We start from the raw sequence: 13067 nt of genomic DNA, 5'->3' as shown, positions 1-13067 counted from the left end.
TCCGCGCCAACGGTGAAAGGAAGGGCCCCTTGTTAACGCGGCGCGTTAACAAGGGGCCCTTCCTTTCAGCTCAGCTCGGCTGGGCGGTCAGTTGACCGGGAGGCCCTTGTTGCCCGCGTTCTTCATCGAGCGGGTCAGGTTCCGGTCGCTGATCCAGAGGAAGCACTGCACGCCCCGGTTGCCGTTCTTCCAATCCTCCTCGTACGGCTGGTAGAAGATCGTTCCGGCGCGGTAGTCGAGGTCGGAGTTGTCCGGCACCTTGGCGAACTTGGCGATCAGCGACCGGCAGGCCTTGTGGGTCCGCTTGCTGGTGCGCTTGAACTCCGCGTAGCTGATGTCCGGTGCCTCCCAGATTCCGACGAACTCGGCGTGGTGCTTGGCGGTGCAGGAGACCGACACCATCTCCTCGACCTTGTCCTTGACCAGCTTCGGGTTGAAGCAGCGGTACGCCAGCGGCGCCGCACCGGTAAGCGCACCCCGGAGGCTGCCGGTGCGCAGGTCGACGGCGGAGTCGTCGATGCTGGCGATCTCCGAGACGTCGCAGCGGTACCAGCGGGCGCCACCGGCCCAGGCGGGTGCGGACGGCAGCACGACGGTCAGGGTGAGCCGCCCGGTGCGCCGGTCGGCGCCGAGCGCCTTGCCGACCTCGGCCTCGCAGGCATCCCGCGCGGCCCGCATGCCCACCGAACCGGGCGGCGGGGGTGTGCTGCGCTCGGCGCCCGGACCGGTGAGCGTGCCGACGTACATGGTCTCCACCCGGTGCGACTCGCCGCACTCCATCGGGTTGTAACCGCTCAGGAAGCCCACCTGCTGCGACGAGTGGTGGCAGACATCGGCGGCGGGCACGAACTGCTGCGCGGCGACGGGCGCCGGCCAGTCGTCGGTGAGGTCACGGTCGACTCCGGCGGGTGCGCCACAACCGGCGAGCACCAGGGCCACCGCCGCGCTCCCGACGACCGCCGTCAACCACCGTCGCATCTCCGACCTCCCGCTGCCGGTGGCGTCCGGCCGGCCCCAGCCGGCCGGTAGCGCCACGGCGCAGGAGCATACGGCACCGTAGGTCAGATCGCGGGTAGTCCCTCGGGGCCTGCGCCGCGCATCGAACGGGTGAGTTTGCGGTCGTCGCTCCACAGGAAACAGCGCACCCCACGGTCACCCTCCTCCCACTCCTGCTGCGATGGTGGGTAGTAGATGGACCCGGCCCGGTACGGCAGGTCGCTGTTGTTCGGCACGGCGGCGTACGTGGCGATCAGCGCCATGCAGCGCCGGTGCACCTTGTCGCCGGAGCGGGTGAACTCCGCCCAGGTCATGTCCTGTTCCTCGTAGACGCCGACGAATTCGGCGCGGTGCGGCTCGGTGCAGAGCACAGGCGCCATGTAGTTGAGGTTGTCGCCGATCAGCTTGGGATCGAAGCAGCGGTGGAACAGCGGCGCGTCGCCGATCAGCGCGCCGCGCAGGCTGCCGACGCGGTTGACCGGCCGGGTGTTGTCGATGCTGTCGGTCTCGCTGAGTTCGCAGCGGAACCAGCGTGCGCCGCCGGACCAGGCCGGCGCGGAGGGCAGCGAGACCGACAAAGCGAGCCGCGCGGTGTGCCAGTCGCCGCCGAGCATCTCCCGGGCCCGCTGGTCGCACTCGGCGCGGGCCGCGCGCAGTGCCGTCGAGCCGGGCCCCGGGCGGCTGCCGGCCAGCGCGGCGGGGCCGGTGAAGGTGCCGACGTGGATCGCCTCGGCGAGGTGGCTGCGGGCACAGTCCACCGTCTCGTACGTGCTTGCCTGCACGATCGAGGTGATCCGGGGCAGGCAGGTGTCGGTGGCGGGGGTGAACGGACTCGGCGTCCGCAGGGCGGGCCAGTCGTCGGTGAGGTCGCCGTCCGGACCTCGCGCGTGCCCGCAGCCGGTCAACAGCACGGCCGTGACGCCGGCCAGCGCCAGCGCGGAAAGCCACCGTCGCATCGTTCGCCCTTCCGGAGCTGGCGGCCGGTCATCGCGCCCCCGCGGCGAGACTCCGGCGGGCGGGCAGCCTACGGCACCGTCCCCGTTGGAGTGTTGTCGCGTTTCCGTCGATCGGCTAGCCGCTGATGTCTGTTCGTCCGGATTCGCCGATCCGGAGCGGCCAATTCTGCACGACGGGTCACTGTCGCGTCACATCGCGTTCCAGATGGTGCCGCGATGCGGGCAGTGGGTGGCCGCGTTCGTACACTGGCCCCGTGACCGTACCGCCGCCCATCGTCGCGCCGAGCATCCTGGCCGCCGATTTCGCCCGCCTCGCCGACGAGGTCCGTGCCGTCGAGGACGCCGCGGACTGGCTGCACGTCGACGTGATGGACAACCATTTCGTGCCGAACCTGACCATCGGGCTGCCCGTGGTGCAGAGCCTGCGGGCCGCCACCACGATGCCGTTCGACGTGCACCTGATGATCGAGGACCCGCGTCGGTGGGCTCCCGGCTACGCCGACGCGGGGGCGTACAACGTCACCTTCCACGCGGAGGCGGCCGACGACCCGGTGGCCCTTGCCAAGGACCTGCGCGCGGCAGGTGCCAAGGCCGGGCTGGCCATCGACCGGGACACGCCGATCGAGCCGTACCTGGACCTGCTGCCCAGCTTCGACACCCTGCTGATCATGACGATCAAGGCCGGCTTCGGTGGGCAGCGGTTCATCCCGCAGATGCTGGACAAGGTCCGCGCCGTCCGCCGGCACGTCGACGCCGGGCACCTGGAGCTGCGCATCGAGGTGGACGGCGGGATCGCCGCCGACACCATCGAGCAGGCGTCCGCCGCCGGGGCCGACGCGTTCGTGGCCGGCACCGCCGTCTACGGCGCCGCCGACCCGGCCGAGGCGGTCCGGCATCTGCGGGCGCTCGCGGAACGCGCCGCTTCCGGCGCCTGAGGTGGAACCCGACGGCGACCGCAAGGACGTCATCCTCGTCGTCGACGACGACGAGGACATCGCCCGGTTCGTCGAGTTCAACCTGCGCCTGCACGGCTTCGAGGTGGTCCACGCCAGCGACGGCCAGGAGGCTCTCGACATCATCGAGCGGGAGCGGCCGGACCTGGCAGTGGTCGACCTGATGATGCCCCGCATCGACGGGCTGGAGCTGACCCGTCGGCTGCGCGCCGACCCGATGACCTCCGCCCTGCCGGTGATCATGCTGACGGCGAAGGGGATGACCGTGGACAAGGTCCACGGGCTCAGCGCCGGCGCCGACGACTATCTCGTCAAGCCCTTCGACACCGCGGAGTTGGTGGCCCGGGTCTCCTCGACGCTGCGCCGCAACAAGGAGTTCCGGGAGGTCTCCCCGCTGACCGGGCTGCCCGGCAACAGCCGGATCCGCCGGGAGATCAGCGACCGGGTCCGCAATGGCGTGGACTACGCGGTCGGCTACATCGACATCGACCGGTTCAAGAGCGTCAACGACAGGTACGGCTTCGTCCGCGGCGACGACTTCATCTCCGCGCTGGCGCGCAGCCTGCACCGGGCGGTGGTGGCGGTCGGGCTGCCGCCTGCCTTCCTCGGTCACGTCGGCGGCGACGACTTCGTCATCGTCTGCGCCCCGAACCAGGTCCGCCCGCTGACCTCCCGCGCGGTTGTCGACTTCGAGAAGTCCGCCGACACGCTCTACGACCCGACCGACCGCGAGCGCGGATTCGTCGAGCTGAAGGACCGGCGGGGCACCATCCGCAGGGCCGCCCTGGTCACCCTCTCGATCGGCGTCTCCCTATCCGATGCCGGCAAGCGATTCACCGACCCGCTTGAGGCCATCGCGGTGGCCTCGGAGATGAAGACGGTGGCGAAGAGCCAACCGGGGTCGTACGTCGCGGTGGACCGACGCCGCGGTGTCCCGTGAGCGTTACAGCGCTGTGAAGTAGCTCGCCACAAGTAGCGATGCACCCCCGTCGGCGTGTAAGACTTCGGGGTACCCACCACGCGCTGGCGGGACTCGGTGAAATTCCGAACCGGCGGTGATCCACGGTCCAACCGTGGTCAGCCCGCGACCCGGACGGCTTGCCGCCCGGTGGACCTGGTGTAACTCCGGGGCCGACGGTTGGGGGCGGCTCGTCTGCTCCCAGACAGTCCGGATGGGAGACAGCGCGCGGGACGGACGGGTCCGAGCCGGCCGCTGGCTTCAGCGTGCCGTTCGACCTCCCGGGGCGGCTGCGCCGTACCCGGAATCCGCCGCCGCCTGCCCGCGGCCCCATGCCGCCTCCCTGACCGCCCGCGCGCGGACCGGCGAGTGAGAGGGCAGGGGCAGGGCGATGGCCAGCGTCTCCGTTGATGAGGCGATGCGGCGCGCGATCGAGTTGGCGGCGCGCGGGCTCGGCACCACAAGCCCCAACCCGGTGGTCGGCTGCGTGCTGCTCGACGCGGACGGCGAGGTCGTCGGGGAGGGCTTCCACGCCTACGCCGGCGGGCCGCACGCCGAGATCGTCGCGCTGGCCCAGGCCGGCCCAAGGGCCGAGGGCGGCACCGCGGTCGTCACTCTGGAGCCCTGCGACCACACCGGCCGCACCGGCCCCTGTAGCAGCGCGCTCGTCCAGGCCGGCGTGGCCCGTGTGGTGATCGCCGTACCCGATCCGAACCCGGTGGCGTCCGGCGGCGCCGCCACGTTGCGCTCCGCAGGGGTCCGGGTGGATCTGGGGGTACGCGGCGACGAGGCCGAGGCCGGAAACGTCGCGTGGCTGACCTCGATGCGCCGGGGCTGGCCCTACGTCATCTGGAAATACGCCGCGACTGTCGACGGCCGGTCCGCGGCGGCCGACGGCACCAGCATGTGGATCACCTCGGAGGCGGCCCGCATCGATGTGCACGCCCTGCGCGGCACTGTCGACGCGGTAGTCGCCGGGGTCGGCACCGTGCTCGCCGACGATCCCCGACTCACCGCCCGCAACCTGCGCGACGGCAGCCTGGCCATCCGGCAGCCGCTGCGGGTGGTGGTGGACAGCTCGGGGCGTACACCCGTCGACGCCCGGGTCCGCGACGGCGCCGCGCGGACGTGGATCGCGACCGCCGCCGAGGTGGGCGCAGGCCCAGACGGTCGGGTCGACCTGCCGGCGCTGCTCGCGGCGCTGCACCAGCGCGGGGTCCGCGCGGTCCTGCTGGAGGGCGGCCCCCGGCTGGCCGGCGCGTTCCTGGCCGCCGGCCTGGTCGACAAGATCGTCGGGTACGTCGCGCCCCGGCTGCTCGGCGCCGGCCCGACCGCACTCGTCGACGCGGGAGTGACGACCATCGCCGAGGCCATCGATCTGGAGTTCGTCGACGTTACGCAGATCGGCCCGGATCTCCGGATCACCGCTTTGCCCCGAAAGAGGGAGGGCTGACATGTTCACCGGCATTGTCGAGGAGCTGGGCGAGGTCGTCCGGGTGACGCCCACGGCTGACGATTCGGCGCTTGTCGCCGTACGCGGCCCGCTCGTCACCTCCGACGCCCGGCACGGCGACTCCATCGCCGTCAACGGCGTCTGCCTGACAGTCGTGGAGGCAGCCGACGGCGTCTTCACCGCCGACGTGATGGGCGAGACGCTGCGCCGCTCCGCGCTGGGCGCGCTGCGCCCCGGTGACCCGGTCAACCTGGAGCGGGCCGCCGCGCTGGGCAGCCGGCTCGGCGGGCACCTCGTGCAGGGCCACGTCGACGGCGTCGGCGAGCTGATCTCCCGGGAACCGGCCGAGCAGTGGGAGACGGTCCGGTTCCGGCTGCCCGCCGCCCTGGCCCGGTACGTGGTGGAGAAGGGCTCGATCACCATCGACGGCGTCTCGCTGACCGTGGCCGAGGTGGGCGCGGACGAGTTCGCCGTCGGGCTGATCCCGACCACCCTGAAGCTCACCACGCTCGGCGCGAAGGGCGTCGGCGACCCGGTCAACCTCGAGGTCGACGTGGTGGCCAAGTACGTCGAGCGGCTGCTCGGCGCCCGGCTCACCGACACCGCCGCCGGCGCGACAGGCGGGGTGGCCTGATGGGCCCGCTCGGCTGGTTGCTCGACGCCCAGGTGCAGGTGGCCGGCTCGCCGGTGCTGGTCCGGGAGATCGTCGGCAACGGCTTCGGGTTGATCTCCGCGCTGCTCGGGTTGCGCCGGGTGGTCTGGGCCTGGCCGGTCGGCATGATCGGCAACGCGCTGCTGTTCACCGTCTTCCTCGGCGGGGTGTTCGTCACCCCGCAGGCCCACGACCTGTACGGGCAGGCCGGCCGGCAGGTGTTCTTCTTCGCGGTGAGCGTCTACGGCTGGTGGCGGTGGCAGCGCAACCGCCGTGCCGACGCCGGGCAGGCCGCCGTGGTGCCGCGCTGGGCCACCGGACGGGAGCGCCTGGCGATGCTGCTGGCCGCCGGGGTGGGCACCGCCGCGGCGTACCCGGTCCTCGACGCGCTGGGCTCCTGGGGTCCGCTGCCGGACGCCTGGATCCTCACCGGCAGCCTCCTGGCCACGTACGGCATGGCGCGGGGCTGGGTGGAGTTCTGGCTGGTCTGGATCGCTGTCGACGCGGTAGGCGTGCCGCTGCTGCTGCGCGGCGGGTTCTACCCGTCGGCGGTCATGTACCTGGTCTACGGCGCCTTCTGCGCCTGGGGCTTCGCCGCCTGGTGGCGCACCTCGCGCGCCGTCCGGTCCGCGACCTCCATCCCGCCCACCTACACGGAGGCCGTCGCATGAGCGAGCGCAGCGAGCTTTTTGGCAGCATCGAGCAGGCGGTCGCCGACATCGCGGCCGGGCGGCCGGTCGTCGTGGTCGACGACGCCAACCGGGAGAACGAGGGCGACCTGATCTTCGCGGCCGAGATGGCCACGCCGGAGCTGATGGCGTTCATGGTGCGCTACACGTCCGGGTACGTCTGCGTGCCGCTTACCGAGAGCGAAGCCGACCGGCTCGACCTGCCGCCGATGCACCACACCAACCAGGACCGGCGCGGCACCGCCTACACGGTGACAGTGGACGCCCGGGAAGGTGTCAGCACCGGCATCTCGGCGGCCGACCGCGCGCACACCATCCGGTTGCTCGCCGACGCCGCCACCGACCCGACCGATCTGGCCCGACCCGGGCACGTGGTGCCGCTGCGGGCCCGCGAGGGCGGGGTGCTGCGCAGGCCGGGGCACACCGAGGCGGCGGTGGACCTGACCCGGCTGGCCGGTCTGCGTCCGGCGGGCGTGCTCTGCGAGCTTGTCAACGACGACGGCACCATGATGCGCCTGCCGGACCTGGAGAAGTTCTGCGCCGAGCACGGCCTCACCCTGATCACCATCGCCGACCTGATCGCCCATCGGCGGCGTACCGAGAAGCAGGTCGAACTGGTCGCGGACGCCCGGATGCCGACGCGGCACGGGGTGTTCCGGGCGCTCGGCTACCGCGCCGAGCACGACCCGGCGGAACACATCGCGATGGTCCTCGGTGACCTCGGCGACGGCCAGGACGTGCTGGTTCGGGTCCACTCCGAGTGCCTGACCGGGGACGTGTTCGGGTCGCTGCGCTGCGACTGTGGGCCGCAGTTGGACGCCGCGCTGGCCCGGGTCGCACGCGAGGGCCGGGGTGTGGTGCTGTACGTGCGCGGGCACGAGGGGCGCGGCATCGGGCTGTTGCACAAGTTGCAGGCGTACCAGTTGCAGGACCAGGGCCGGGACACTGTGGACGCCAACCTCGACCTGGGCCTGCCGGCCGACGCCCGCGACTACGGCACCGGCGCGCAGATCCTCTACGACCTGGGTGTGCGCTCGATGCGGCTGCTGACCAACAACCCGGCCAAGCGGGCCGGGTTGGAGGGCTACGGGCTGACCATCACCGGGCGGGAGGGGCTGCCGGCCGGCGCGCATCCGGAGAACCTGCGCTATCTGCGCACCAAGCGGGACCGGATGGGACACCTGCTGGGCGAGTTGGACGAGATGTCCGAGGCGCCGTTGGGGCGTCCGGTTGCCGACGACGAGATCGGAGCATGACGATGGCGGGTTTCGGTGAGCCGGGAGTCGACGCGGTGGACGCCGCGGGGCTTACCGTCGGCGTGGTGGCCGCCCGGTGGCACGGCGAGCTGACCGACCACATGCTGGAGCGCGCGGTAGCCGCCGCCGAGGCGTGCGGGGCGCGGTCCGTGGTGGCCCGGGTCGCCGGCTCCGTCGAGCTGCCGGTGGTCGCGCAGGCGCTGGCGCGCCGCTGCGACGTGGTTGTCGCGCTCGGCGTGGTGGTGCGCGGCTCCACGGCCCACTTCGACTACGTGTGCCGTTCGGTGACCGACGGTCTGACCCGTGTGGCGCTCGACGAGGGCAAGCCGGTCGCGCACGGTGTGCTCACCGTGGAGACCATCGAGCAGGCCCGGGACCGGGCCGGGCTGCCCGGTTCGGCGGAGGACAAGGGCTGGTCGGCGACGGTGGCGGCGCTCGACGCGGCGCTTGCCGTGCGGAGCGTGGCCACCGGCAACGCCCAGCGGGTCGGCTTCGGCGGCTGACCTGTGCGCCGGCGCTCCTGTCGGGGCGGCCCTTCAGAGGCGGCCGGCTTCGATGATCCGGCGCAGGAACTGCCGGGTGCGGGGTTGGGTCGGCTCGCCGAGCACCTGCTCGGGTGGGCCGCTCTCGACGACCCGTCCCGCGTCGAGGAAGCAGACCTGGTCGGCGACCTCCCGGGCGAAGCCCATCTCGTGGGTGGCCAACACCATTGTCATCCCGTCGGCCTTCAGGTCCCGGATCATCGACAGGACCTCGCCGACGAGTTCTGGGTCCAACGCCGAGGTCACCTCGTCGAGCAGCATCAGCCGGGGGGAGTTGGCAAGCGCCCGGACGATCGCGACCCGCTGCTGCTGCCCGCCGGAGAGCCGGTCCGGGTAGGCGTCCGCCTTGTCGCCAAGCCCCACCCGGTCGAGCAGGTCCCGGGCCTGGGCCTCCGCGTCGGCTCGTTCCCGCCGGTGTACGCGGCGGGGCGCGAGTGTGATGTTCTGCAACACGGTCAGATGGGGAAACAGGTTGTACGCCTGGAACACCATGCCGATCCGCCGCCGGACCCGGTCGGGGTCCACCCGGGGGTCGGAGATGTCCTCCCCGTCCAGCTCGATGGTGCCGTCGTCGAGCTCTTCGAGGAGGTTCACGCACCGCAGCAGCGTCGACTTGCCCGAACCGGAGGCGCCGATCAGGGCCACCACCCGGTGCTCGGCGACTGTCAGGTCGAGCTGGTCCAGCACGACGTGGCCGGCGAACTCCTTGCGCAGTCCCCGGCAGCGCAGCAGCGCCATGGTCAGCCTCCCGACTGTCGACGGGCCGAGCGCAGCGTCACCCAGTCGGTGACCGCGATCAGCGGGATCGCCAGCAGCACGAAGAGCACCCCGGCCACGACGTACGGCGTGTAGTTGAACGACTGGGCGGTGGCGATCTGGGCGGCGCGTACCGCGTCGATCGGACCGGCGAGCGAGACCAGCCCGACGTCCTTCTGCAACGCCACCACGTCGTTGAGCAGCGGTGGCGCCACCCGGCGGACGGCCTGCGGCAGCACCACGTGCCGCATCGTCTGGCGGTAGGTGAGGCCCAGTGAGCGGGCCGCCGCGAGCTGGCTGGGGTGCACCGACTCGATTCCGGCCCGGAACACCTCGGCGAGGTAGCCACCGTAGGTGAGGACCAGCGCGAGCCCGCCGAGCACAAGCACCGGCGGCATGCCCTGCAGGCGGAGCCCGGGCACGCCGAGGGTGAGCAGGTACAGCACGATGATCAAAGGCAGACCACGGAAGGTGTACGTGTAGCCGGCGGCAAGCGCCCGGACCGGGAAGAAGATCGGCCCGCGCAGCGTCCGCAACACGGCGATCAGCAGCCCGAGCAGCAGCGCGCCCGCCGCGCAGCAGACGAGTAGCCGGACGTTGAGCCAGAGCCCGCTCAGCACGGCCGGCAGCGCGTCCCGGGCGATCTCCGGGTCGAGGAACGACTGCCGGACCCGGTCCCAGCCCGGCGCGCCGGTCACCGCCACCACCAGCAGCGTGCCCAGCGCCGCCGTGGAGGAGGCCGCGACGAGCACGCTGTACACCGTCTGCCGGCGGCGGTACGCCGAGCGTCGCAGTTGTGCCTCGGACGGAGTGTGATCCAGCAGGGTCACCGGAGCTCGGCCGCCCCCGCCACCTGTGCGAGCCACTTCTGCTCCAGCTCGGTGAGGGTGCCCGCCTCGCTGAGCTGCCCGACCGCGGTGCTCACGCAGGACGTCAGCGGGGAGTTCTTGTCCAACAGCAGGCCGAACGCCTCGGGCACGCCGACCTGCGGCACCTGACCGACGATCGTCGCATCGGTGATCTCCGCGCCGGTGATGTAGAAGGCGGTCGGCAGGTCCACCACGAGACCGTCGATCTGCCCGTTCTGCAGCGCCTTCTTGGCGTCGTCGTTGCTGTTGTAGACCTGCGGCTTCGCCGTCGGCTTGAGCACGTCGGTGATCGCCTGGTAGCTGGTCGTGCCGACCTGGGCGCCGAGGCGGGCGCCACGAAGATCGGCCAACGACGTCTTTCCGGCGATCTTCGACGACTTCAACGCGATGACTGTCTGCCGCACCAGGTAGTACGGCGCGGAGAAGTCGACAGCCTGCTTGCGCTCCTCGGTGATGGAGAACTGGTTGATGTCGAAGTCGAAGCTCTTGGGGCCGGGCGCGATAGCCGTGTCGAACTTGACCCGGGTCCAGGTGACGTCGGCGCGGGCGTAGCCCAACTTCTCGGCCACCGCGTACGCGACGGCGGCCTCGAAGCCCTCACCGTTGTCCGGCTTGTCCTGCCGGAACCACGGCTCGTACGCGGGCTGGTCGGTGGCGATGGTGAGCTTGCCCGGCGTACGCGTGGGCAGGCTGTCCTTGGTGCAGGACGCGGCGGCGGTGACGGTGGGGGTGGGTTCCTCGTCCTGTGGCGCGCATCCGGCGGCGGTGGCGACGACGACGCCGGCGAGGGTGAGCGCGAAAAGACGTGAGCGGCTGGCCATGGCGGTCAGCGTAGAGGCATCGACCGCTCTGCTTGAAGATCGTCCCACCAAACTGATAGGGAATTGCCGCGTAGGCCGGCCGCCGGATGTCCGGGAGGTGGACCGTGCCGACCCGGGGGCGGTACCCGCCTGGGGCGGCTGGAAGAATAGCCTTCCGTGAAGACGTTCGAGGAGTTGTTCGCCGAGCTGCAGGCCAAGGCCGCCGCCGGCACCCCGGGCTCGGGCACCGTCGCCGCCCTCGACAAGGGCGTGCACTTCATCGGCAAGAAGGTCGTCGAGGAGGCGGCCGAGTCGTGGATGGCCGCCGAGCACGAGGGGCCGGAGCGCACCGCCGAGGAGATCTCCCAGCTGCTCTACCAGGTCCAGGTGCTGATGCTCGCCAGCGGTCTCGAGCTCAAGGACGTCTACCGACATCTGTGAGTGCGCCCCGTCGTTGATCACACCCGATCTGAAGGAGCACTCCGTCATGCTGCGTGTCGCCATTCCCAACAAGGGCACCCTTGCCGAGCCGGCCGCCCAGATGCTGCGCGAGGCGGGCTACCGCCAGCGCACCGACCCCAAGGACCTCGTCTGCCGGGACGAGGCGAACGACGTCGAATTCTTCTACCTGCGCCCCAAGGACATCGCCACCTACGTCGGCTCCGGTGACCTCGACCTCGGCATCACCGGCCGGGACCTGCTCATCGACTCGGCCGCGCCGGCCGAGGAGGTCGTCGACCTCGCCTTCGGCCGGGCCACCTTCCGCTTCGCCGCCCGCCCCGACGACATCGCCTCGGTGCAGGACCTCGGCGGGCACCGTATCGCCACCGCGTACCCCGGGCTGGTCGAGCGGCACCTCAGCGACGTGGGCGTCAAGGCCGACGTGATCCGCCTCGACGGCGCGGTGGAGAACGCCGTACGCCTCGGCGTCGCCGACGTGATCGCGGACGTGGTCGAGACCGGCGCCACCCTGCGCCAGGCGGGCCTCGTGGTCTTCGGGGAGCCGCTGCTGCGCTCGTCGGCGGTGCTGGTTCGGCGTGCCGCCGCGCCCGCGCACGCGCAGGCCGAGCAGCTGCTGCGCCGCCTGCACGGTGTGCTTGTGGCCCGCCGCTACGTGATGCTCGCCTACGACGTGCCGGCCGGTCTGCTGGACCGGGCCAGCGGGTTGACCCCCGGCATCGAGTCGCCCACGGTGTCGCCGCTGCACCGCGAGGGCTGGGTGGCCGTGCAGGCGATGGTGCTCCGCGACGACGTCCACCGGATCATGGACGAGCTGTACGAGCTGGGCGCCCGCGCCATCCTGGTCACCAACATCCACGCCTGCCGCCTCTGACGCCTGCCGCCGCAGCGGGCCTGAGCGCGTCCGCCGCGAGTGGCCCGCGTGCACAGGCTGGGCCGTCCGCCGCGAGTGGTGCCCGTCGGGCTGGCCGGGTCAGCGGCCGCTTGATCGACTCCGTACCGCCGATATGGGGGTGTCCCCGGCGCGGGACACCCCCATATCGGCGATCTCGTGTGGATCTTCCCCGAGGCAGGCCGGGATCCTGCGCGAATCCCGTCCCGGTGCGGTGGTGCTCGGCGGGTGGTGCGGGTGTGGTGTCCGGGTGGGTGGCAGACTGGTGGGGTGAGTGAAACCGAGGTTGTCCGCCTGAAGCCGCGCCGCATCCGAGTGGTCTGCTGGTCTGCGGCCATTGCCCTGGTGGTGGTGTTCGGCGCGGTCGCCACCTCGCTGAGCGGCCCGACAGGCAACGGCTACGGCAGCTTCCAGCGCGGCGACCAGCTCGCCATGGTCGGCCTGGGCGTGTTCGGCGCGCTCGGGTTCCTGCTCTTCACCCGCCCGAGGGTGGAGGCCGACGCGCACGGCGTCCGGGTGCGCAACGTCATCAGCTCGTACCAGCTGCCCTGGGAGGTCATCCGGGGTGTCCGCTTCGACCGTGGAGCGCCCTGGGCCAGCCTGGAGCTGCACGACGACGATCTGCTGCCGCTGATCGCCCTCCAGGCCGCCGACAAGGAGCTGGCCGTCGACGGGGTCCGCGCTCTGCGCCGGCTGCACGAGGCACACCTGTCCCGCCTCACCGAGCGCGCCAACAGCTAGCCCGCCGCGCACGCCGCGCCAGGTCGCGCCGCGCACGCCGCGCCAGGTCGCGCCGCGCACGCCGCGCCAGGTCGCGCCGCGCACGCCGCGCCAGG

Annotated in this window: 15 protein-coding genes; 10 read left to right on the top strand and 5 right to left on the bottom strand. The window is 71.8% G+C overall.

Annotation, left to right across the window (positions count from 1 at the left end; translation table 11 throughout):
- Positions 1-87 precede the first annotated feature (87 nt).
- Both ACFY2Q_RS24075 and ACFY2Q_RS24070 read right to left on the bottom strand, forming a co-directional pair.
- Positions 88-978, bottom strand: coding sequence for a septum formation family protein (locus ACFY2Q_RS24075; protein WP_387133879.1), 891 nt, complete (start codon positions 976-978; stop codon positions 88-90).
- A gap of 83 nt (positions 979-1061) precedes the next feature.
- Entirely contained in the window at positions 1062-1952 is an 891-nt protein-coding gene (locus tag ACFY2Q_RS24070; RefSeq protein ID WP_387133759.1) for a septum formation family protein, read from the bottom strand.
- A 254-nt stretch (positions 1953-2206) separates the two neighbouring features.
- Between ACFY2Q_RS24070 and rpe the strand changes: the two genes are divergently transcribed.
- From rpe to ribH, 7 genes are all read left to right on the top strand, one after another.
- The gene (rpe, locus tag ACFY2Q_RS24065; protein ID WP_387133757.1) at positions 2207-2887 is read left to right on the top strand and encodes a ribulose-phosphate 3-epimerase; all 681 of its coding nucleotides are present in this window, start codon (positions 2207-2209) and stop codon (positions 2885-2887) included.
- Entirely contained in the window at positions 2847-3845 is a 999-nt protein-coding gene (locus tag ACFY2Q_RS24060) for a response regulator (RefSeq protein WP_387133877.1), read from the top strand. Before rpe ends, ACFY2Q_RS24060 begins: the two co-directional genes overlap by 41 nt.
- 409 nt (positions 3846-4254) lie before the next feature.
- Positions 4255-5316: a bifunctional diaminohydroxyphosphoribosylaminopyrimidine deaminase/5-amino-6-(5-phosphoribosylamino)uracil reductase RibD gene (ribD, locus tag ACFY2Q_RS24055; RefSeq protein ID WP_387133756.1), complete on the top strand. Its 1062-nt coding sequence runs from the start codon at positions 4255-4257 to the stop codon at positions 5314-5316.
- 1 nt (position 5317) lies between these two features.
- Positions 5318-5950 carry a riboflavin synthase gene (locus ACFY2Q_RS24050; RefSeq protein WP_387133754.1) on the top strand — a complete coding sequence of 211 codons (633 nt, stop codon included), beginning with the start codon at positions 5318-5320 and terminating at the stop codon, positions 5948-5950.
- Positions 5950-6639 (top strand): nicotinamide riboside transporter PnuC, encoded by a 690-nt coding sequence (pnuC, locus tag ACFY2Q_RS24045; protein ID WP_387133753.1) that lies wholly within the window; start codon positions 5950-5952, stop codon positions 6637-6639. Before ACFY2Q_RS24050 ends, pnuC begins: the two co-directional genes overlap by 1 nt.
- On the top strand, positions 6636-7913 hold the full coding sequence (locus tag ACFY2Q_RS24040; RefSeq protein WP_387133751.1) for a bifunctional 3,4-dihydroxy-2-butanone-4-phosphate synthase/GTP cyclohydrolase II: 1278 nt from the start codon (positions 6636-6638) through the stop codon (positions 7911-7913). Before pnuC ends, ACFY2Q_RS24040 begins: the two co-directional genes overlap by 4 nt.
- A 2-nt stretch (positions 7914-7915) precedes the next feature.
- On the top strand, positions 7916-8416 hold the full coding sequence (ribH, locus tag ACFY2Q_RS24035; RefSeq protein WP_387133875.1) for a 6,7-dimethyl-8-ribityllumazine synthase: 501 nt from the start codon (positions 7916-7918) through the stop codon (positions 8414-8416).
- A 33-nt stretch (positions 8417-8449) separates the two neighbouring features.
- On the opposite strand, the gene ACFY2Q_RS24030 is transcribed toward ribH, so the two are convergent.
- Genes ACFY2Q_RS24030 through ACFY2Q_RS24020 form a run of 3 tightly spaced genes read right to left on the bottom strand, consistent with a single transcriptional unit; the run spans position 8450 to position 10901 of the window.
- Entirely contained in the window at positions 8450-9193 is a 744-nt protein-coding gene (locus tag ACFY2Q_RS24030) for an amino acid ABC transporter ATP-binding protein (protein WP_387133750.1), read from the bottom strand.
- Between the two features lie 2 nt (positions 9194-9195).
- Complete coding sequence (locus tag ACFY2Q_RS24025) at positions 9196-10041, bottom strand: amino acid ABC transporter permease (RefSeq protein WP_387133748.1); 846 nt, start codon at positions 10039-10041, stop codon at positions 9196-9198.
- Positions 10038-10901 carry a transporter substrate-binding domain-containing protein gene (locus ACFY2Q_RS24020; RefSeq protein WP_387133746.1) on the bottom strand — a complete coding sequence of 288 codons (864 nt, stop codon included), beginning with the start codon at positions 10899-10901 and terminating at the stop codon, positions 10038-10040. The genes ACFY2Q_RS24025 and ACFY2Q_RS24020 overlap by 4 nt, the downstream gene beginning before the upstream one ends.
- 156 nt (positions 10902-11057) lie before the next feature.
- Here ACFY2Q_RS24020 and ACFY2Q_RS24015 point away from each other — a divergent pair, with 156 nt between their 5' ends.
- The 3 genes from ACFY2Q_RS24015 (at position 11058) to ACFY2Q_RS24005 (ending at position 12972) form a co-directional block, all read left to right on the top strand.
- Positions 11058-11321: a phosphoribosyl-ATP diphosphatase gene (locus tag ACFY2Q_RS24015; protein WP_030335709.1), complete on the top strand. Its 264-nt coding sequence runs from the start codon at positions 11058-11060 to the stop codon at positions 11319-11321.
- 46 nt (positions 11322-11367) lie between these two features.
- A complete protein-coding gene (gene hisG, locus ACFY2Q_RS24010; protein WP_387133745.1) occupies positions 11368-12213 on the top strand; it encodes an ATP phosphoribosyltransferase in 846 nt (281 codons plus the stop codon).
- Positions 12214-12501: 288 nt separating this feature from the next.
- Positions 12502-12972, top strand: a complete 471-nt coding sequence (locus ACFY2Q_RS24005; protein ID WP_387133744.1) for a PH domain-containing protein — start codon at positions 12502-12504, stop codon at positions 12970-12972.
- Positions 12973-13067: the final 95 nt, after the last annotated feature.

The sequence above is a fragment of the Micromonospora sp. NPDC000316 genome, assembly GCF_042898885.1.
Taxonomy (GTDB): Bacteria; Actinomycetota; Actinomycetes; order Mycobacteriales; family Micromonosporaceae; genus Micromonospora.
The sequence above is the reverse complement of the archived record's forward strand: the minus strand, read 5'-3'. Positions and strand labels throughout refer to the sequence as shown.